Here is a 19,547-nt window from a genome sequence, read left to right on the forward strand (position 1 = left end):
GTTTTGGCAACCTTTCCCCTGTAAAGTTATGTCGGCGCGCTGCGCAACCTTCTGATAGTCGAACAACGTAATTTATTCTTACTAATGATATAACTGGTGTTTTCATACGCACTTTTCAGGTTTACCCTACACTTAGTGGAGAAACCTTTTTGGGGTCCCTTCTGTATGTATTGATTTAGCGAGATGATGCTATGGAACTTAAGGATTATTACGCCATTATGGGCGTGAAACCGACGGACGATCTCAAGACGATTAAGACCGCCTATCGCCGACTGGCCCGCAAGTACCATCCAGATGTCAGCAAAGAACCCGATGCCGAAGCCCGTTTCAAAGAGGTTGCTGAAGCATGGGAAGTGCTGAGTGATGAGCAACGGCGCGCCGAGTATGACCAGTTATGGCAACACCGTAACGATCCACAATTTAATCGCCAGTTCCAGCAACACGAAGGCCAGCCGTATAACGCCGAAGATTTTGATGATATTTTCTCGTCTATTTTTGGTCAGCACGGTCGCCATTCGCACCACCGCCACGCCGCACGCGGTCATGATATCGAAATTGAAGTGGCGGTATTCCTGGAAGAAACGCTGGAAGAGCACCAGCGTACGATTAGCTATTCCGTCCCCGTTTATAACGCGTTCGGCCTGGTGGAGCGGGAAATTCCCAAAACATTGAATGTGAAAATCCCGGCTGGCGTCAGCAACGGGCAACGAATCAGACTGAAAGGCCAGGGCACGCCGGGGGAAAACGGCGGACCTAATGGCGATTTATGGCTCGTTATCCATATTGCCCCGCATCCGCTCTTTGATATTGTCAATCAGGATCTGGAAGTCGTCCTTCCGCTTGCCCCATGGGAGGCGGCGCTCGGCGCTAAGGTGTCTGTGCCAACGCTTAAAGAGCGTATTTTGCTGACCATTCCCCCCGGCAGCCAGGCTGGTCAGCGGCTGCGTATCAAAGGAAAAGGATTAGCCAGTAAAAAGCACACTGGCGATCTCTATGCCATCATCAAAATCGTTATGCCGCCGAAACCTGACGAGAAAACAGCTGCCCTGTGGCAACAACTGGCGGACGCGCAGTCGTCCTTTGACCCACGCCAGCAATGGGGGAAAGCATAATGGCTAACATCACTGTCACCTTTACCATCACCGAATTTTGTTTGCACACCGGCGTGACGGAAGAGGAGCTAAACGAAATCGTCGGACTTGGCGTAATTGAGCCTTACGAAGACGATAACGCCGACTGGCAATTCGACGATCGCGCAGCGAGCGTGGTACAACGCGCGCTACGCTTACGCGAGGAGCTGGCGCTCGACTGGCCTGGGATCGCGGTCGCGTTAACGCTGCTGGAAGAGAATTCACGGCTGCGCGAAGAAAACCGGTTACTGCTGCAACGCCTTTCTCGCTTTATCTCGCATCCCTAATCCACGATAAAGGCAATAAACCGAGGGTGGGCTTTCTGCCCACCCCGGATTTACATGCACCCGGTATAATACCAGAATGCCTCTGACATACTTCCCCCAACGGAAGAAATATAGCCTTTCACCGCTCACACCCCGATCAACGAACCGCCAATGTCAGCCATTAATGCGCCATTGCGAAGATCATCGTTTAAATAAAGACCAGCCACACGTTCACATTTTTTAGATACGTCGGTTATTTTTACACGTTAGCGATCATTTATTGCCTGAAGAATATATTCTTTCACTGTTTTGTACTCTCTGGTTGATACGTACCTTCTCCCTGTCAATGCCGGGTAAAATGTACCGCTGCGCTTACAGGTTGCGGTATTTATAAATAAGAAATACAACAGTCACTTACAGTTTAATAATTGAGCGTTATAACATCCACTACCGCCCAATATTTACACCACGCCTAAAATACAAAAATGTAATAGAATGTAAACAAAATAAGAGCATAAAATAAATAACTTATTAAAAAATCAATATAAATAGAGTGGTCAATAAAAAACGATCGTTTTCAACGAGTTATGTTTCTCAGATTTTCATCTATCCTGAATAGGCTTGCGGAAAATGTAATTTACACCATTGACTATTTCACTTAAAAGGTTTCTGTAATGGAATGGAAGGTCGTTGATACAGTTATAAGTCCCTCTACCGGAGTGTCGTTCTCATGCATACATAGCCTAAAAAATCTTAGATTGACCTTATGGTATCAGGCAGATGTTTACATGCCTCCAGGTAGCATTATCATCCCCTTTAATAAGGGGGTCTTAATAAACGATAAACTTTATCCCGTTACTGTTTACAACGTTACCAGGTTTAATCCTGTTCTATGGAAATCGCTTAAAGAAAATAGCCACTGTCCTGGTAACTGCAATCCTAAACCAGAAGCCTGCAGTTATCCTTTCGAGTGTCTGGTATCCGTTTGTCCATTTGGTTTAACCAGAAATATTCAAATAGATAATAAGAAAGTTTAGGAAATAAAGTATGCATTAGCCATACTACTGATTAAGTGTATTCGCGCACGTTTGCAGTATTTTGCAGTTAAATATGTTTGATATAAAAATTGTACAGTTCGGATATTTTTTGATTCGTTTAATCTAACCTTCACTTTGGCAACGAGGAGCCGGTACAGAGGATATTACTGATGGCCGGCAGACAAAGAAACGCATTGCTTTTAACACTGTATAAATTCCATCCGTGACATTCTTATTTAGTGATATTTCACCAGAGCAATCATCTTACCTTTATTGTGCATAAAAATCAGCAAGTAGTGTTTAGAAAAAATAATGTTTTAGACAAAAGCTCTGCGCGTCATGCTGATCGCCAAAAGCATAACGGGCTGACATCATGTCAGCCCGTGGGTTTATCCCTGCTCTGATACCTACGGTACGCTTATCGTCATATTGTCATGACCGACAATGACAGGGCCCGGGTAATTTTTCATGGCTTCCTGTTGCCAGACGCCATCCGCAACCGTCGCAGGCACCAGATGACTTAACACCAGTTTTTTCACGTGGGCCTCGCGAGCAATCTTACCGACATCTTCAATCGTGGTGTGATGCGACGCAATCGCTTCAGCCAGCGTTTTTCCGTTGCCAATACTATTAGCCAGTTTTGCTACCGAAGGGACATGTACCGCCTCATGTACCAGGATATCCGCCCCTTGGGCAAACGTTGCAAGCGGCGGAAACCAGGACGTATCGCCAGAGAAGACGATTCGCTTACCCTGGGTATCAAAACGGTAAGCAAACGCTTCACCGTCCGGAAAAGGGGAATGAGGCACTTTCAGCGCGCTTATTGTGACCAGTTCATCTTTATAGATGACGCCCTGGCCAATATCGGTCGCCTTAACCAGGTTGCGCGGATCGGGTTTCCCCTCTTCTTCCATGCGTAACGTGATATCCCTGTCAAAGACCTTCCAGCTAGCCTTCGTCATCGCCTGGGTTCCCGGCGGGCCATAAACCTGTATGGTATGGTCTTTCAGACCACTTGCCCAGGCATTCATCAGCAAGGAAGGATAATCCAGTATGTGGTCGCTGTGCAGATGGGTGAGCAAAATAGTATTGATGTTGCGCAGTGGAATGCCGTTTTTCACCAGTTGCAGACTGGCGCCGTAGCCGGCATCTATCAGCCATATTTTATCGCCGATAGTGAGCGCCGTCGCTTGCGGTAGTCTGGCTGTATTGAGCAAAGAAGGCCCGCCTTTGGTGCCCAGTAAAACAATGTTGATCTCTTGAGGCGCAGGAGTACCGGCAGCAATGGCAAGGTGGCTTTGCGCCAGCATACAAACCGCCAGCATAGCGACGCTTTTTTTCATCATGTTTTTACTCTTCTTAGTTGAGAAAAGAGGGAACTTCACGTTGGCGAAACTGCGAAGGAGAACAGCCAGCAAGGCGATTAAAGAAACGGGCGAAATAAGCCGGATCTTTAAAACCTAATTGCCAGGCGATCTCGTTGACAGCATTGTCGGAAAAAAGCAGCAGTCGTTTCGCCTCGCGTAATTGCCGATCAAAAATCAGGCGTTTAGGCGGGCGATTAGCAAAACGTCGGCAAATATCGGTCAAACGAGATTCGGTAATATGCAGCTCGCAGGCATAATCGGGCACCGTCCAGTGCTGATGGAAGTGGTTGTCAATTAACAGGGTAAAGCGCTGAAAAAGTTTCAGTTCACCGCGCATCCCGGTTGCGGCGTGATCGTCCAGCTTCGCATTACGCAACAGCAAGGTAAATACCGCCTGCGCCAGTAGCACCAGGGTATGTTCGCAGCCAGCCAGTTGTTCCGTGGACTCCCGCTCAATTAGCTGCCAGTAATGTTTGAGCGCCGCCAGCTCGTTGGGTTTATCCGCCAGCGACAGACAGATTCCCGGCAGGCCGAAGGCCTCTCTGGTGCCGGGATAAAGCACCTCCAGCAGCGGCCAAACCAGCTCTTCGCGTACCGTCAGAACATGACCATCGCTATCCGATTCGGTAATAAAAGCATGTGGCACCGAGGGCGGCGTAAGCACAAATAGCGGCGCCTGCACCGAATAGCGATGATCGTCGAGCTGTAGCTCAATCTGCCCGGTATCAAGAAAGTGCATTTGAAAAAACTGGTCGTGGCGATGCGCCTGCATATCACGACCAAAGAAATCCGCCATACGAGCAAACGACTGATAATGCACATCGTTACTGCCCATGCTTTCGTCATACTCTTTGCTGATATCAATATTGGCGATCGCACGTTGGCACATAGTTTCTCCTCAAGGGGTGGCGCGCGGACGCGATGCTTTCATGGGAATGAGCCAGATAATGGCGGCGCCGACGACTAACAGAGAAGCGACAAACCAGAGTCCGCTATTGAAGCTACCGGTGATATCTTTTAGCCAGCCAATCATAAACGGGCTGAGCGCGGAGCCAATATTGCCGGTGGCATTGATGACCGCAATGCCTATCGCCCTGGCGCGTAAACTGATCGACTGATCCGGCGTGGTCCAGAAGATCGCCATCGCGCTAAAGGAACCCGTGGATGCCATCACGATCCCCAGGAGCTGGATCAGGTTATGGTCGGTCGCCGACGCCAGCAGCCAGCCCGCGGCGGCAAACAGGAACGGTAACGCAGTGTGGTGTTTACGCTCCTGATGTTTGTCCGAATGGCGGCTCCAGTAAATCATGCCCAGAATAGTACAAATCTGCGGGATCGCCGCCAGCAGGCCGATGGTGATATTGCTGCTGCCTTCATTAAAACTTTTCAGGATTTGCGGCGTCCAGATACTAATGGCGCTAAGCGTATTGGTAAGGCAAAAATAGGCCAGCGTATACATCAGTACAATTGGCGTGAATACTTCGCGCCACAGGCTACGCTGCTGCATGGCGTTATGGCTGATGGCCCCCTCAGGCTGAACCAGCGTCAGGCGATCATTATCCATCATCTCCTGCAAACATTTTTTATCCTCTGCCGTCAGCCATTTGGCTTTTGCCGGGGTATCATCCAGGTAAAACCAGACCATAATGCCTAACAAAACTGACGGAAATCCTTCCAACAGGAATAACCACTGCCATCCATGCAGATTGAATATGCCGTCCAGCGATAAAATATAGCCGGAGACAATCGACCCCAACGCGGTAGTGGCTGGCATGGCAATCATAAATAATGCGTTGGCGCGGGCGCGGAAAAATGCCGGGAACCAGTAGGTTAAATAGAGCAATATTCCTGGCAAAAAGCCCGCTTCGGTAATGCCCACCAGCATTCGCAGCACATACAGGCTTTTCGGTCCCACCGCGAACATCGTGGCGGTAGATGCAATGCCCCATAGCACCATAATGGTCGCAATCCAGCGGCGGGCGCCGACGATGCTCAACATCACGTTGCTGGGAATGCCGAAAATGACGTAGGTGGCGTAAAACAGCGTCGTGGCAAGGCCAAACATGGTGGCGCTTAACCCCAGATCCTGCCCCATCGTCAACCCGGCAAAACCGATGTTGATACGGTCTAAAAACGAGAAGATAAACAACACGAATAAAAATACAATCAGTCGGCGGAACAGTTTATTTATGACGGTTTGTTGACCCGTGCTGAGCGCGTTGTGCGAACGGACAGACTCGGGGCTTTCCGGAAGTGCAGATGATGTGTCGCTCATTTTTTTTCCTCTGATGGGAATTTTGTAGGGTACTACGGTTGCCCGGTAGCGCTGCGCTTACCGGGCCAGGCTTAATAGACGCCGGACGCACCGGACAGGTTTTTTTCTGCGCCAAAGCGCGCCGCCAGCGCCTCCGCTCCGCGCGCCAGCAGCGTGGTGTCAACGCCGACGGCGACAAATAGCGCCCCCAGTTCCAGATAACGTTTCGCCAGTGCTTCATTGGCCATCAGAATCCCCGGCGCTTTTCCCGCCGCGCGTATCTGCACGATGGCGTTCTCAATCGCCGCCTGCACTTCCGGGTGCTGCGGATTGCCGGCAAAGCCCATATCGGCGCTGAGATCCGCCGGACCAATAAACACGCCGTCAATGCCATCCACGTCGAGAATTGACGCCAGATTGCTCATCGCCTCACGCGTTTCAATCTGCACCAGTACGCACATGGCGTCGTTGGCCTGGTGGAGATAGTCCGGAATGCGGTTCCAGCGCGATGCCCGCGCCAACGCGCTGCCCACGCCGCGAATACCAGCAGGCGGATAACGCGTAGCCGCCACGGCGTTTCGCGCTTCATCGGCATTCTGCACCATCGGTATCAGCAGCGTTTGCGCGCCGACGTCGAGCAGTTGCTTAATCTGTACCGGATCGTTCCATGACGGACGCACCACCGGCTGGCTGGGATAAGGCGCAATCGCCTGCAACTGGGTCAACACCGTCTGCACGTTGTTTGGCGCGTGTTCACCGTCGATCAGTAGCCAGTCGAAGCCAGCGCCCGCTAACAGTTCAGCGCTGTAACTGTTGGCAAGCCCCAGCCACAAACCGATTTGCGGGCGCCCCGCTTTTAACGCGTCTTTGAAAGCATTTTTCATCGTTTTTTCCTTACACAAACCGGCAACTGATCGCGCCCATGTTGCCGTAATCGACATGGAAGGTGTCGCCCTTGCGCGCCGGCACCGGGCGGGTGAACGAGCCGCCGAGGATGATCTGCCCGGCTTCAAGCTGGACATCGTAGGGGGCAAGCTTGTTCGCCAGCCACGCCACGCCGTTGGCCGGATGATTCAGCACGCCTGCGGCGACGCCGGTTTCTTCGATCACGCCGTTGCGATAGAGCAGCGCGGAGATCCAGCGCAGATCCAGCTCGTCTGGTTTAATGGGGCGACCACCGAGGATCACCCCGGCGTTGGCGGCGTTGTCGGAAATGGTGTCGAACACTTTGCGCGGACGCTGGGTTTCCGGGTCGATGTTGTGGCTGCGGGCGTCAATCAGTTCCAGCGCCGGAATCACATAATCCGTGGCGTTGTAGACGTCGAACAGCGTGCAGTGAGGGCCGCGCAGCGGTTTCGCCAGCACAAACGCCAGCTCCACTTCAATACGCGGGACGATAAAACGGTCGGTGGGGATATCGCCGCCGTCATGGAAGAACATATCGTCAAGCAGCGCGCCGTAATCCGGTTCGCTGATTTGCGAGCTGGCCTGCATCGCTTTTGAGGTCAGGCCGATTTTGTGGCCTTTGAGCGTGCGCCCTTCGGCAATCTTGATATTGACCCATTCACGCTGTACGGCATAGGCATCTTCAATAGTGATGTTGGGATAATCCAGCGACACTGCGCGAATCTGTTCACGCTGTTTTTCAGCCTGATTAAGTCGCTGAGCGATCAGGGTATGGGTCTGTTTATCGAGCATAGTTGCTTCCTGTTACGTCATTCGGTGCTGCTGCGCCGAGTGGCGACGCGGGTGCGTCTTACCCGGCCTACGGTTCGGTATTGCTTCGTGCATCGTTTTTTTTGTAGGCCCGGTAAGCGCAGCGCCACCGGGCGAAAGAGTGTGCTATTTAAATAACGCGTGTACGTTGTTTTGTTTGTAATTGAGCGTCGGATGTAACTCGGCAATCTCAAACGACAGCGCCAGATAGCGGTTCTCCATCAGGTCGGCGAAGTGGGCTTTAATCAGCCCAAACAGCATTTCGCCGACTTCCTGACGGCTCTCCAGGCTGCGCCCGGCGCCGATTTTCAGCGTCATATGCACAAACGCGTAATCATGCTTACCGTCAGCCATCTGCCAGGTACCCAGCCAGTGGGCGCGACTGCGGATACCACCGATGGGGAAAATCCCGCTGGCGGCCAGCGCCTCGTTTACTTTGCTGAACAGGCCGGGTAAATCAGCCTGCTCGCGAATATTTTCAGTACATTCAGCAATAAAGTGCGGCATAAACACCCCTTACGCAGGCAGCGGGAAAACAGCGTTCACCTGGCCGGTACCGGAGCTGGCGAACAGGTCGGTGATGAACTCCACCTTGCCGTCGTATTTGTCCCAACCCAGCATTCCCAGCAGCATGACCGTGTCGTGCATGTTGCCTTCGCCGTAGCAGTAGTCGGCGTACTCCGGCAACATGGTGCAAAACTCCTTGAATTTGCCTTCGCGCCACAGCTTGACCACGCGCTCGTCCATCTGGTGATCGAACTCGCGGGTGTAGCTGTTCATCCCCTCTTCCGCCCGTTGGTCGTCAATAAAACGGTGCGACAGAGAACCACTGGCGAATACCGCTACGGTACCGTCATATTTCTCAATCGCCTTGAGAATGGCTTCGCCCAGTCTGCGACTGTCGGCAAAGTCATGAACAGTACAGAACGCCGAGATGGAGACCACTTTGAAGTGCTTGTCGCTGTTCATGTAGCGCATCGGCACCAGCGTGCCATACTCCAGCTTCAGGCTCGGGATGTTGTGCGCTTTGGCGCGCACGCCCAGTTTGACCGCCTCGTCGGCGATCAGATGGCCGAGCTCCGGATTACCGTCATAGTCATAGGTCATGTCGCGAATAAAGTGCGGCAATTCGTTGCTGGTATAGACGCCCTGGAAATGGTCGGCACAATTAATGTGATAAGCGCTATTCACCAGCCAGTGGGTGTCGAATACGATAATGGTGTCAACGCCCATTTCGCGGCAACGCTTGCCAATTTCAATATGCCCATCAATGGCTGCCTGACGGCAACCGTGGTTTTTTCCCGGCAGTTCAGAAAGATACATCGACGGCACGTGGGTAATTTTTGCTGCTAACGCTAACTTGCCCATATCAAACTCCCCATTTTGGGATAGGATGGTCGCCCATTGAGATGCAGACGTTTTTCATTTCCGCAAACACTTCGAAGCTATATTCGCCGCCTTCGCGCCCGGTACCGGAGGCTTTCACGCCGCCGAACGGCTGGCGCAGGTCGCGGACGTTCTGGGTGTTGACGAAGACCATGCCGGCTTCAATCCCACGCGCCAGGCGCAACACTTTGCTCACGTCCTGGGTCCAGATATAAGAGGCCAGACCGTATTCCACGTCGTTCGCCAGGCGTAACCCTTCCGCTTCGTCTTTGAATGGCAGCAGGCAGGCAACTGGCCCAAAGATCTCTTCCTGCGCGACGCGCATACGGTTATCGACATCGGCCAGCACGGTTGGTCGCAGGAAGTTACCGCCTTTCAGATGCGCAGGCAGGTCAGTGGGTTTTTCCGCACCGCCCGCCAGCAGCGTTGCGCCCTCTTCAATGCCGAGGCGGATATAACCGGAGACTTTTTCCCAGTGCTGTTGGCTAATCAGCGCGCCGACCTGAGTGTTCGGGTTGGTCGGATCGCCGACACGCAGGCGATTCGCGCGTTCGGCAAAGCGCTTCACGAACTCAGGGTAAATGCTCTGCTGGATAAAGATGCGCGACCCGGCGGTGCAGCGTTCGCCGTTGATTGAGAAGATGGTGAACAGCGCGGCGTCCAGCGCGCGCTCAATGTCGGCATCTTCAAAAATCAGCACCGGCGATTTGCCGCCCAGCTCCATCGAGTATTTTTTCAGGCCGGCATTTTTCATGATATTGCGACCGGTGGCGGTACCGCCGGTAAACGACACCGCACGCACGTCATGGTGGCGTACCAGCGCATCGCCCGCCGTCGCGCCGTAGCCCTGCACCACGTTCAGCACGCCTGCCGGAATTCCTGCCTCCAGCGCCAGCTCGCCCAGCCTGTCGGCAGTCAGCGGCGACAGCTCGGACATTTTGAGCACCGCGGTGTTACCCAGCGCCAGGCACGGCGCAACTTTCCAGGTCGCGGTCATAAACGGCACGTTCCACGGCGACACCAGCGCGCAGACGCCGACGGGCTGCACCAGCGTATAATTGAGCATTTTATCGTCAACCGGGTAGGTCTTGCCGTTCATCTGCTGGCACACTTCGGCGAAGAATTCGAAGTTATGCGAGGCGCGCGGGATCAGCACGTTTTTAGTCTGGTGAATAGGCAGGCCGGTGTCGGCGGTTTCCATCGCTGCGATTTCCGGCACATGCTGGTCAATCAGATCGCCAAGGCGACGCATCAGGCGCGCGCGCTCTTTCATCGGCAGGTTGGCCCATTTCGGGAACGCCTCTTTTGCCGCCGCGACAGCCTGGTTCACTTCTGCTTCACCGCCGGAGGCCACTTCCGCCAGCACGTCACCGGTCGCCGGGTTAGTGGTCTGGAAGTAGTCGTTACCTGCAACGTTTTTGCCGTTAATCCAATGATTTATTTTCTTCATTTTGCACTCTCCTCACTGACGATTCGGTTAACCAGGCGACCCACGCCTTCTACTTCCACGACAACTTCATCCCCCGGCACCACATCGGACAACCCTTTCGGCGTACCGGTGGCAATCATGTCGCCCGGCTGCAACGTCATAAATTCGCTCAGATAAGAAATCAGGAACGGGATGCTGAAGATCAGATCGGCGGTCGTCCCTTCCTGGCGCAGCTCACCGTTAACAAAGGTGCGTAACGTCAAGTTGTGCGGATCAGAAACCGCCTCTTTATCCACAATCCACGGGCCTATCGGCGTCAGGCCGTCGCGGCTTTTTACCCGCAGATTCGGACGGTAGTAGTTTTCCAGATAGTCGCGGATCGCGTAGTCGTTACAGACGGTGTAACCGGCCACATACTCCATGGCTTCGGCTTCGCTCACCTTACGCGCCGTTTTGCCAATCACCACGACCAGTTCGGCTTCGTAGTGCATATATTCGACGTTGTTCGGGCGCACCGACGTTTGGTGATGTTCGGTAAAGGTGTTTGGCGCTTTGATAAATACCAGCGGCTCTTTCGGCGGCGTAAATGCCAGCTCGCTGGCGTGATCGGCGTAGTTCAACCCCAACGCAAATAACGTACCCGTCGCTGACAGCGGCCACGTAAAAGTCTGGTGGCGGGCGAATTCATCTTCTGCGACAACCGGATTTTCCAGAGCGGGTAAACCTTTCGCCAGAATACGCACCCGATCGCCGGGACGCAGCGCAACGCGATTCTGCGGCGTACCGAGTAAGATCGCATCGCCAGGGTTAAGCGTAGCGAACTCACTTAACGCGCTAAGCAGTTGTGCGGCGCTACGCTGTAAATCGGCAGTATTCCAGTGGTCCGCTTCTCGTCCGTTGATTTCCGTGATAATGGTGAGGTTATCCACATCACTCAGCGGCGCCATTTCACCCAGCGGGCAAAAGCCATCGCGACATTTCGCTTTAATCGCCGGGCGATAAAAGCTCTCTTCCGGCAGGCTGACCTCGTTAGCCAGCGCATACCCGGCGATATAGTCCGCCGCCGCTTCAGGGCGTATCCGGCTGGCGGTTTTCCCCACAATGAGCGCCACTGTCGCGCCGCTCAGTACCTTTTCTCCCTGCGGATAAGGAATGGGTTCGCCGTGACGAATCACCGTATTACGCGGTTTGATGAACCACACTGCGGTTTTAGGCGGCGCATTATAGGGAGGCTGAGAGAAAGCCTCTTGCCAGGCATCAAGCTGACTGCGATGGTTTAACGCAACGGCGAAAACAGTACCCTTCATACATAAACTCCTCAGGCCGCTTCAACGGGCTGTGATTTCATTAATATATTAATGATTAGATTTATGCTTTCGCTGTACATTTAGCAAGCTGAAGTAAAGTATTTGTGATGTGATTAACAATATTTTCACAAATTTATTATTAAATGCATACATATCAAAGAGTTAAATAAAAGTCCTTGTTTCTGTTAAACTTTGGACATAAAACAGATGTCATAGCTCACATCGGTAAACACGAATTATTCAGGTATTAATAATTCTGCAAAAGAGAAACGCTTATGCATGATTCATTAACCATCGCATTGCTTCAGGCGCGCGAAGCGGCAATGACCTATTTCCGCCCCATCGTTAAAAGCCACAATCTGACCGACCAGCAATGGCGCATTGTGCGAATCCTGGCCGATAGCCCCTCTATGGATTTTCACGAGCTGGCCTTTCGTTCCTGCATTTTGCGTCCAAGTCTGACCGGAATATTGACGCGCATGGAGCGAGACGGACTGGTGTTGCGACTCAAGCCGGTTAACGATCAGCGTAAGTTATATGTCATGTTGACGGAGCAGGGACAAACGTTGTACGCCCGTGCCCGAAGCCAGGTAGAAGAGGCTTATCGAAAAATTGAGGCCGATTTCACGCCCGAAAAAACACAGCAATTGATGCTGCTGCTGGACGATCTTATTGCTCTGGGACGCCAGCATCCTGATAGCGAAGCGGAAGCATAGTATTCTTTCCTTCCCACGCCGCCGACACGGGAATCCCCTCCCGCTTACAACGTTGACGGCGATCGCATTTTACTCTTCTTCTTCGACGTTCATCTGAAAAGTACCCGCCGTTGTCCTGAAAGTCTCTTCACAGTTTACGCTTCTGCCTATTCAATTGAACAACAAATAAGAAACATATTATTAACAAAACATTCCGATTAACGAGGAAGAGGCCGCAATGAAACCTGAAGATTTTCGTACTGATAACAAGCGTCCGTTAACGGGCGAAGAGTATTTAAAAAGCCTGCAGGACGGGCGGGAAATTTATATTTACGGCGAACGCGTTAAAGATGTTACGACACATCCGGCATTCCGCAATGCCGCAGCCTCTGTCGCACAACTGTATGACGCATTACATAAACCGTCGATGCAAGATACCCTATGCTGGAATACCGATACCGGCAGCGGCGGTTATACGCATAAATTTTTCCGCGTGGCGAAAAGCGCAGACGATCTGCGCCAACAGCGTGATGCTATCGCCGAGTGGTCACGCCTGAGTTACGGCTGGATGGGACGCACACCGGATTACAAAGCCGCCTTTGGTTGCGCCCTGGGCGCTAACCCAGCCTTCTACGGCCAGTTTGAGCAGAACGCCCGCAACTGGTACACCCGTATTCAGGAGACCGGCCTGTACTTTAACCATGCAATCGTCAACCCGCCCATTGACCGCCACAAACCTGCCGACGAAGTGAAAGACGTCTATATCAAGCTGGAGAAAGAGACGGACGCCGGGATTATTGTCAGCGGGGCGAAAGTCGTCGCCACTAACTCCGCCCTGACTCACTACAACATGATTGGTTTCGGCTCAGCCCAGGTGATGGGCGAAAACCCGGACTTTGCTCTGATGTTTGTCGCGCCAATGGATGCCGAAGGCGTAAAACTTATTTCGCGCGCCTCGTATGAAATGGTCGCGGGCGCGACGGGCTCGCCGTTTGATTATCCCCTCTCCAGCCGTTTTGATGAAAACGATGCCATTCTGGTGATGGACAAGGTGCTGATCCCGTGGGAAAACGTATTAATTTACCGTGATTTCGATCGTTGTCGTCGCTGGACGATGGAAGGCGGCTTTGCCCGTATGTATCCACTGCAAGCCTGTGTTCGTCTGGCGGTTAAACTTGATTTCATTACCGCGCTGCTGAAAAAATCGCTCGAATGTACGGGTACCGTAGAGTTCCGGGGCGTGCAGGCCGATCTCGGCGAAGTCGTGGCCTGGCGCAATATGTTCTGGGCATTGAGCGATTCTATGTGTTCTGAAGCAACCCCGTGGGTAAACGGCGCCTGGCTACCGGACCACGCCGCGCTGCAAACCTATCGTGTGATGGCCCCAATGGCCTACGCGAAAATTAAAAATATTATTGAACGTAACGTTACCAGCGGCCTGATTTACCTGCCTTCCAGCGCCCGCGATCTGAATAATCCGCAAATCGACCAGTACCTGGCGAAATACGTACGCGGCTCTAACGGAATGGACCATGTTGAACGTATCAAAATTCTTAAATTGATGTGGGATGCCATCGGCAGCGAGTTTGGCGGTCGCCATGAGCTGTACGAGATTAACTACTCGGGCAGCCAGGATGAAATTCGTTTGCAGTGCCTGCGTCAGGCCCAGAGTTCCGGCAATATGGATAAGATGATGGCAATGGTCGATCGCTGCCTCTCCGAATACGATCAGAATGGCTGGACGGTTTCGCATTTGCACAATAACGACGACATCAATCAACTGGATAAGCTGCTGAAATAACGCGGCAGGAGGTTCTCATGCAAGTAGATGAACAACGTCTGCGTTTTCGCGATGCGATGGCAAGTCTGGCGGCAGCGGTCAACATCGTAACCACTGCGGGTCACGCCGGACGCTGCGGTATCACCGCAACAGCGGTCTGTTCCGTCACCGATACGCCGCCCTCCGTGATGGTATGTATTAATGCCAATAGCGCCATGAACCCCGTTTTTCAGGGCAACGGCAGGCTGTGCATTAATGTACTTAACCATGAGCAGGAGCTGATGGCGCGCCACTTTGCCGGTATGACGGGGATGGCGATGGAGGAGCGTTTTCACCAGCCATGTTGGCAAAACGGGCCGCTGGGCCAGCCGGTACTTAACGGCGCGCTGGCCGGTCTTGAAGGCGAGATCAGCGAGGTACAAACCATTGGCACGCATCTGGTGTATCTGGTGGCGATCAAAAATATTATCCTTAGCCAGGATGGGCATGGCCTGATTTATTTCAAACGCCGTTTTCATCCGGTCAGACTTGAGATGGAAGCGCCTGTTTAACCGTCACTCATGCCCACAAGCGGGATAACCACCGCTTGTGGGAGAAGAGTCGATACGCTGAAGATTTTTATTCCCGCCGCGATGTTTGCTCGCCATAAATCCCGGCGATTAATAAAATCTAAGAGCCTGTCCCACCAGGCGTTATTGGCGCAGCCAGTTTGGACACGGACAGCGCGCAAAAACCGGAGCGTACACGTAGTACGTGAGGTTTGACTCGCTACGCTCGCCCTTCGGGCCGCCGCTAGCGGCGTTCAAAACGCTAACGCGTTTTGGCGAGCACTGCCCAGGTCCAAAATGGCAAGTAAAATAGCCCTAATGGGATAGGCTCTAAATTAGCTCCCGCGATAGGTTGAATAACCATACTGACTTAATAACAGCGGCACATGATAGTGCTCATTCGTTTTGCTGATATGAAACTCGACGGGAATCTCCGGGAAAAACGTGTCCAGTTTTTTACTTTCAAAATACTGGCCGGTTTTAAAAATAACGCGATAATCCCCCGGCGCGGCAGCTTTTTCGGGCCACAGTGCTTTAATTCGTCCATCCTGGTCGGTATGCCCGGTGTTTAATTGCGTCCATCCGTTATCCTTTTTCTGCTCCAGTACCACCTCCACGCCGGGCGCCGGTTTGCCTGTTTGCTGATCGAGAATATGTACGCTGAGAATATTGTTGCCAGCGGCCAGCGCCATTGCCGGGGCTGCAACAAGAGATGCTATCACGGTAGCCAGTATATATCGTTTCATGCTTCACTCCTTTACGGTATTGATGCAGGAAAATATATCTGGCGCGTCCAGGATTAACCTTACACGGACATGACAATTATGTCATCTTGTTGGAGATTTACGGATTCGCTAACAAGCCTATGGCATACTGCGTTGATGAAGATTTTATTGATTGAAGATAACCAGAAAACCATTGAGTGGGTACGTCAGGGACTCACGGAGGCAGGCTATGTGGTTGATTATGCCTGTGATGGACGAGACGGATTGCACCTGGCCCTTCAGGAACATTATTCATTGATTATTCTTGATATTATGCTGCCGGGGCTTGATGGATGGCAGGTTTTACGCGCGTTACGCACTGCATATCAGCCCCCTGTTATTTGCCTGACGGCGCGCGACTCGGTTGAGGATCGCGTCAAAGGTCTTGAGGCGGGCGCTAATGATTACCTTGTTAAGCCTTTTTCCTTCGCCGAACTGCTGGCCCGGGTGAGAGCTCAACTCAGACAGCACGTCCCGGTCTTTACCCGACTGACGATCAATGGTCTGGACATGGATGCCACAAAGCAATCGGTGTCACGAAATGGCAAACCGATTTCCCTGACCCGCAAAGAATTCCTGCTCCTCTGGTTACTGGCGTCCCGGGCAGGAGAAATCGTGCCCCGAACCGCGATCGCCAGCGAAGTTTGGGGAATTAACTTTGATAGTGAAACCAACACCGTTGATGTCGCGATTCGTCGGCTGCGCGCCAAAGTAGACGATCCATTTGAAAAGAAGCTCATTATGACCGTCCGGGGGATGGGTTATCGATTACAGGCGGAAACGTCGCAGAATGGTTAAGTTATCAATGACGCTGCGCCTGACAATTTCTTTTATCGCCATACTTATCCTCGCCTGTACCGGCATTAGCTGGACGCTCTATAACGCGCTGAGCAAAGAATTAACGTATCGGGATGATATGACGCTAATAAATCGGGCGGCGCAAATGCAGCAACTGTTACTGGATGGCGCCAGACCGGAAAATCTGCCGCTCTATTTCAATCGGATGGTGGATACGAAGCAGGATATCTTATTGATCCATTCAGCAACAGGCCACAATGTTGCGATTAATCATAGCGGCATCCCCGACCAACGCTTTAACGAAATTCCGCTGGCTAAAAACATCACCCGCGAAACCTTATTTCGCCAGGCGGTACAAGGCACGGAGCTGACCGCGGTACGAGTAAATGCCAGAAGCGGCGATGACCCGCTGACCCTTACTATTGCCAGGCTGGCGACGGAAAGGCGGCAAATGCTGGCGCAATATCGCCGCAACAGTTTGCTGATGAGCCTTATCGCGATCCTCGTCTGTTCGGCGCTCAGTCCATTAGTCATCAGAAACGGGCTGCGGGCCATTACGTCGCTCAGCCGACTTACCGCGGCGACAGACAGCGGCACACTTCGCCAGCCGTTGGCGGAACAGGCGTTACCCGTTGAGCTCAGGCCGCTTGGACAAGCGCTAAATACCATGCGCCAGAAGCTTTCCGACGATTTTGAACGCCTGAACCAATTTGCCGACGATCTGGCGCATGAGCTGCGCACGCCGGTTAATATTTTACTGGGGAAAAACCAGGTGATGCTGAGTCAGGAACGCAGCGCCGAAGAGTATCAACAAGCCCTTGTCGATAATATTGAAGAGCTGGAGGGACTGTCGCGACTGACAGAAAATATTCTCTTTCTGGCACGCGCGGAGCACCAGAATATAGCGGTAAAAAAACAGCCTGTTTCGCTCAATGCGCTAGTCGAAAATATGCTGGATTATCTTAGCCCCCTTGCCGAGGAGAAGCGCATCTGTTTTATAAATCAATGTCAGGGAACGGTATGGGCTGACGAAATATTATTACAAAGAGTGCTCTCAAACCTGCTGACGAATGCCATCCGTTATTCTGATGAAAACGCCGTGATACGTATTGAAAGCGCTTATGATGATAACGTTGCAGAAATTCGGGTCGCTAATCCGGGCAGCCACCCCGCCGATGCGGATAAGCTTTTCCGGCGTTTTTGGCGAGGAGATAATGCCCGCCACACTGCCGGTTTCGGCCTGGGGCTATCGTTGGTTAACGCGATTGCTCTATTACACGGTGGCTCGGCATCTTACCGCTATGCCGATGAACATAATATCTTTTCGGTTCGTCTGCCTGATAGTGGTGATAGCTAAGGTCAGGACAGGTTCTGTTCCCCTTCCCTGCCACAGGGCTGTGGTTATCAATACAACCTCAATAAAGAGAAAATAAAGGATGCCGGCAAAGAATATTGCTGGCTCGATCACTTTCTCGGTTTTCAATCCAGGGTCAATTCATCCCATAACGCGTTATTCAGTGGGAACCTTTATGAAAAAGTATCTTGCATTCGCCGTTACGCTGCTGGGTATGGGTAAAGTCATCGCCTGTACTACCCTTTTGGTAGGCAATCAGGCTTCGGCTGACGGCTCCTTTATTATCGCACGCAACGAGGATGGCTCGGCAAATAACGCCAAGCATAAGGTTATTCATCCCGTCGCGTTTCATCAACAAGGCGAGTATAAAGCACATCGGAACAATTTTAGCTGGCCGCTTCCGGAGACAGCGATGCGCTATACGGCGATTCATGACTTTGATACTAACGATAACGCCATGGGTGAAGCCGGTTTCAATTCGGCGGGCGTCGGAATGAGCGCAACGGAAACCATTTATAACGGCAGAGCGGCGCTGGCTGCCGATCCTTACGTGACAAAAACGGGGATCACGGAAGACGCCATTGAGTCCGTGATCCTGCCAGTGGCGCAATCGGCGCGTCAGGGCGCCAAATTACTGGGAGACATTATTGAACAAAAAGGCGCAGGCGAAGGTTTCGGCGTCGCGTTTATTGATAGCAAAGAGATATGGTATCTGGAGACGGGAAGCGGACATCAATGGCTGGCAGTACGACTTCCGGCAGATAGCTATTTCGTTTCCGCCAATCAGGGACGTTTACGCCATTACGATCCGAATGATAACGCGAATTATATGGCGTCACCAACGTTAGTAAGCTTTGCGAAAAAGCAGGGATTATATGATCCGGCCCGCGGCGAATTCGACTTTCATCAAGCCTATTCGCAGGATAACAAAAACGATACCACCTATAATTATCCGCGCGTCTGGACGCTACAACATCAGTTTAATCCGCATCTGGATACGGTCGTTAGCGAAGGGGAAACATTTCCTGTTTTTTTAACGCCAATAACGAAGATCAGCGTGGCGGCAGTAAAAAACGCGTTACGCAATCACTATCAGGGAACGTCGCACGACCCTTATGCCAGTCATAATCCACAAGAACCATGGCGACCCATATCCGTTTTTCGTACCCAGGAGTCACATATTTTACAGGTCAGACCGAAATTACCGCAGGCTATCGGCAACGTAGAATACATCGCCTATGGAATGCCATCTCTTAGCGTCTATCTCCCCTATTATCAGAGGATGCGTCATTATCAACCCGGAGATGATAAAGGAACCGATCGGGCGAGCAACGACTCTACCTACTGGACATTCCGCACGCTGCAAACGCTGGTTATGCAGGACTACAATGCGTTTGCGCCAGATGTGCAACACGCCTGGAAAACATTTGAACAGCAAACAGCTAAGCAGCAGTATAAGATGGAGCAGAGCTATCTGAGATTATATGCGTCGCATCCGAAAGAAGCGCAACGCTTACTGCAAAATTTTGAAGATAAAACGATGCAAAATGCGCAGACGCTCGCCCGTCGCCTGACCAATAATATTATTACGACAATGACTTACCGTACAGATATGAAATATCACTTTTCAAGTACGCAACCATAAATTTAATGACAATCTATTAGCCACTCATACACAATAAGATAAAGCGGTACCAGAATTAGCCAGATATAAAA

The 19,547-nt window shown here is 52.0% G+C and carries 19 protein-coding genes; 9 read left to right on the forward strand and 10 right to left on the reverse strand.

Annotated elements, in window-relative coordinates:
• The first annotated feature begins 191 nt into the window (after positions 1–191).
• From cbpA to HV477_RS03855, 3 genes are all read left to right on the forward strand, one after another.
• Complete coding sequence (gene cbpA / locus HV477_RS03845; RefSeq protein WP_000420603.1) at positions 192–1,112, forward strand: curved DNA-binding protein; 921 nt, start codon at positions 192–194, stop codon at positions 1,110–1,112.
• Complete coding sequence (gene cbpM, locus HV477_RS03850; protein ID WP_001284251.1) at positions 1,112–1,417, forward strand: chaperone modulator CbpM; 306 nt, start codon at positions 1,112–1,114, stop codon at positions 1,415–1,417. Before cbpA ends, cbpM begins: the two co-directional genes overlap by 1 nt.
• Positions 1,418–2,070: 653 nt before the next feature.
• Positions 2,071–2,433 (forward strand): anti-adapter protein IraM, encoded by a 363-nt coding sequence (locus tag HV477_RS03855; RefSeq protein WP_001537781.1) that lies wholly within the window; start codon positions 2,071–2,073, stop codon positions 2,431–2,433.
• A 407-nt stretch (positions 2,434–2,840) separates the two neighbouring features.
• Here HV477_RS03855 and HV477_RS03860 read toward each other — a convergent pair whose 3' ends face one another.
• From HV477_RS03860 to hpaG, 9 genes are all read right to left on the reverse strand, one after another.
• On the reverse strand, positions 2,841–3,779 hold the full coding sequence (locus HV477_RS03860) for an MBL fold metallo-hydrolase (RefSeq protein ID WP_079899157.1): 939 nt from the start codon (positions 3,777–3,779) through the stop codon (positions 2,841–2,843).
• A gap of 13 nt (positions 3,780–3,792) precedes the next feature.
• Positions 3,793–4,689, reverse strand: coding sequence for a 4-hydroxyphenylacetate catabolism regulatory protein HpaA (gene hpaA / locus HV477_RS03865; RefSeq protein ID WP_000336602.1), 897 nt, complete (start codon positions 4,687–4,689; stop codon positions 3,793–3,795).
• A 9-nt stretch (positions 4,690–4,698) separates the two neighbouring features.
• Positions 4,699–6,075, reverse strand: coding sequence for a 4-hydroxyphenylacetate permease (gene hpaX, locus HV477_RS03870; RefSeq protein WP_001285795.1), 1,377 nt, complete (start codon positions 6,073–6,075; stop codon positions 4,699–4,701).
• A 71-nt stretch (positions 6,076–6,146) separates the two neighbouring features.
• The gene (gene hpaI, locus HV477_RS03875; protein ID WP_000785062.1) at positions 6,147–6,938 is read right to left on the reverse strand and encodes a 4-hydroxy-2-oxoheptanedioate aldolase; all 792 of its coding nucleotides are present in this window, start codon (positions 6,936–6,938) and stop codon (positions 6,147–6,149) included.
• A gap of 10 nt (positions 6,939–6,948) precedes the next feature.
• On the reverse strand, positions 6,949–7,752 hold the full coding sequence (gene hpaH / locus HV477_RS03880; RefSeq protein ID WP_000884795.1) for a 2-oxo-hept-4-ene-1,7-dioate hydratase: 804 nt from the start codon (positions 7,750–7,752) through the stop codon (positions 6,949–6,951).
• A 144-nt stretch (positions 7,753–7,896) separates the two neighbouring features.
• On the reverse strand, positions 7,897–8,277 hold the full coding sequence (locus tag HV477_RS03885) for a 5-carboxymethyl-2-hydroxymuconate Delta-isomerase (RefSeq protein WP_079899156.1): 381 nt from the start codon (positions 8,275–8,277) through the stop codon (positions 7,897–7,899).
• 9 nt (positions 8,278–8,286) lie between these two features.
• The gene (gene hpaD, locus HV477_RS03890; protein ID WP_000516978.1) at positions 8,287–9,138 is read right to left on the reverse strand and encodes a 3,4-dihydroxyphenylacetate 2,3-dioxygenase; all 852 of its coding nucleotides are present in this window, start codon (positions 9,136–9,138) and stop codon (positions 8,287–8,289) included.
• A 1-nt stretch (position 9,139) separates the two neighbouring features.
• Positions 9,140–10,606, reverse strand: a complete 1,467-nt coding sequence (gene hpaE / locus HV477_RS03895) for a 5-carboxymethyl-2-hydroxymuconate semialdehyde dehydrogenase (RefSeq protein ID WP_000723526.1) — start codon at positions 10,604–10,606, stop codon at positions 9,140–9,142.
• Complete coding sequence (gene hpaG / locus HV477_RS03900; RefSeq protein ID WP_000679210.1) at positions 10,603–11,892, reverse strand: 4-hydroxyphenylacetate degradation bifunctional isomerase/decarboxylase; 1,290 nt, start codon at positions 11,890–11,892, stop codon at positions 10,603–10,605. The genes hpaE and hpaG overlap by 4 nt, the downstream gene beginning before the upstream one ends.
• Positions 11,893–12,167: 275 nt before the next feature.
• Here hpaG and hpaR point away from each other — a divergent pair, with 275 nt between their 5' ends.
• The 3 genes from hpaR to HV477_RS03915 all read left to right on the forward strand — a co-directional run bounded on the left by hpaR (position 12,168) and on the right by HV477_RS03915 (position 14,918).
• On the forward strand, positions 12,168–12,608 hold the full coding sequence (gene hpaR, locus HV477_RS03905) for a homoprotocatechuate degradation operon regulator HpaR (RefSeq protein WP_000543920.1): 441 nt from the start codon (positions 12,168–12,170) through the stop codon (positions 12,606–12,608).
• A gap of 217 nt (positions 12,609–12,825) precedes the next feature.
• Positions 12,826–14,388 (forward strand): 4-hydroxyphenylacetate 3-monooxygenase, oxygenase component, encoded by a 1,563-nt coding sequence (hpaB, locus tag HV477_RS03910; RefSeq protein WP_000801496.1) that lies wholly within the window; start codon positions 12,826–12,828, stop codon positions 14,386–14,388.
• Between the two features lie 17 nt (positions 14,389–14,405).
• The gene (locus HV477_RS03915; protein ID WP_001195556.1) at positions 14,406–14,918 is read left to right on the forward strand and encodes a 4-hydroxyphenylacetate 3-monooxygenase reductase subunit; all 513 of its coding nucleotides are present in this window, start codon (positions 14,406–14,408) and stop codon (positions 14,916–14,918) included.
• Between the two features lie 332 nt (positions 14,919–15,250).
• On the opposite strand, the gene hiuH is transcribed toward HV477_RS03915, so the two are convergent.
• Positions 15,251–15,661, reverse strand: coding sequence for a hydroxyisourate hydrolase (gene hiuH, locus HV477_RS03920; protein ID WP_000833188.1), 411 nt, complete (start codon positions 15,659–15,661; stop codon positions 15,251–15,253).
• Positions 15,662–15,796: 135 nt separating this feature from the next.
• Here hiuH and hprR point away from each other — a divergent pair, with 135 nt between their 5' ends.
• From hprR to HV477_RS03935, 3 genes are all read left to right on the forward strand, one after another.
• Positions 15,797–16,477 (forward strand): response regulator transcription factor HprR, encoded by a 681-nt coding sequence (gene hprR, locus HV477_RS03925; protein WP_001579225.1) that lies wholly within the window; start codon positions 15,797–15,799, stop codon positions 16,475–16,477.
• Complete coding sequence (locus HV477_RS03930) at positions 16,470–17,834, forward strand: heavy metal sensor histidine kinase (protein ID WP_023216403.1); 1,365 nt, start codon at positions 16,470–16,472, stop codon at positions 17,832–17,834. Before hprR ends, HV477_RS03930 begins: the two co-directional genes overlap by 8 nt.
• Before the next feature lie 172 nt (positions 17,835–18,006).
• Positions 18,007–19,476 (forward strand): C69 family dipeptidase, encoded by a 1,470-nt coding sequence (locus tag HV477_RS03935; protein WP_079899246.1) that lies wholly within the window; start codon positions 18,007–18,009, stop codon positions 19,474–19,476.
• The last annotated feature ends 71 nt before the right edge of the window (positions 19,477–19,547 follow it).

Origin of the sequence: Salmonella sp. SG203, from assembly GCF_013350575.1 — a bacterium.
Lineage (GTDB): Bacteria > Pseudomonadota > Gammaproteobacteria > Enterobacterales > Enterobacteriaceae > Salmonella > Salmonella enterica.

Coding starts and splice junctions, on each gene's coding strand:
- cbpA (WP_000420603.1), top strand. CDS start 192: ATGGAACTTAAGGATTATTACGCCATTATGGGCGTGAAACCGACGGAC.
- cbpM (WP_001284251.1), top strand. CDS start 1,112: ATGGCTAACATCACTGTCACCTTTACCATCACCGAATTTTGTTTGCAC.
- HV477_RS03855 (WP_001537781.1), top strand. CDS start 2,071: ATGGAATGGAAGGTCGTTGATACAGTTATAAGTCCCTCTACCGGAGTG.
- HV477_RS03860 (WP_079899157.1), bottom strand. CDS start 3,779: ATGATGAAAAAAAGCGTCGCTATGCTGGCGGTTTGTATGCTGGCGCAA.
- hpaA (WP_000336602.1), bottom strand. CDS start 4,689: ATGTGCCAACGTGCGATCGCCAATATTGATATCAGCAAAGAGTATGAC.
- hpaX (WP_001285795.1), bottom strand. CDS start 6,075: ATGAGCGACACATCATCTGCACTTCCGGAAAGCCCCGAGTCTGTCCGT.
- hpaI (WP_000785062.1), bottom strand. CDS start 6,938: ATGAAAAATGCTTTCAAAGACGCGTTAAAAGCGGGGCGCCCGCAAATC.
- hpaH (WP_000884795.1), bottom strand. CDS start 7,752: ATGCTCGATAAACAGACCCATACCCTGATCGCTCAGCGACTTAATCAG.
- HV477_RS03885 (WP_079899156.1), bottom strand. CDS start 8,277: ATGCCGCACTTTATTGCTGAATGTACTGAAAATATTCGCGAGCAGGCT.
- hpaD (WP_000516978.1), bottom strand. CDS start 9,138: ATGGGCAAGTTAGCGTTAGCAGCAAAAATTACCCACGTGCCGTCGATG.
- hpaE (WP_000723526.1), bottom strand. CDS start 10,606: ATGAAGAAAATAAATCATTGGATTAACGGCAAAAACGTTGCAGGTAAC.
- hpaG (WP_000679210.1), bottom strand. CDS start 11,892: ATGAAGGGTACTGTTTTCGCCGTTGCGTTAAACCATCGCAGTCAGCTT.
- hpaR (WP_000543920.1), top strand. CDS start 12,168: ATGCATGATTCATTAACCATCGCATTGCTTCAGGCGCGCGAAGCGGCA.
- hpaB (WP_000801496.1), top strand. CDS start 12,826: ATGAAACCTGAAGATTTTCGTACTGATAACAAGCGTCCGTTAACGGGC.
- HV477_RS03915 (WP_001195556.1), top strand. CDS start 14,406: ATGCAAGTAGATGAACAACGTCTGCGTTTTCGCGATGCGATGGCAAGT.
- hiuH (WP_000833188.1), bottom strand. CDS start 15,661: ATGAAACGATATATACTGGCTACCGTGATAGCATCTCTTGTTGCAGCC.
- hprR (WP_001579225.1), top strand. CDS start 15,797: ATGAAGATTTTATTGATTGAAGATAACCAGAAAACCATTGAGTGGGTA.
- HV477_RS03930 (WP_023216403.1), top strand. CDS start 16,470: ATGGTTAAGTTATCAATGACGCTGCGCCTGACAATTTCTTTTATCGCC.
- HV477_RS03935 (WP_079899246.1), top strand. CDS start 18,007: ATGAAAAAGTATCTTGCATTCGCCGTTACGCTGCTGGGTATGGGTAAA.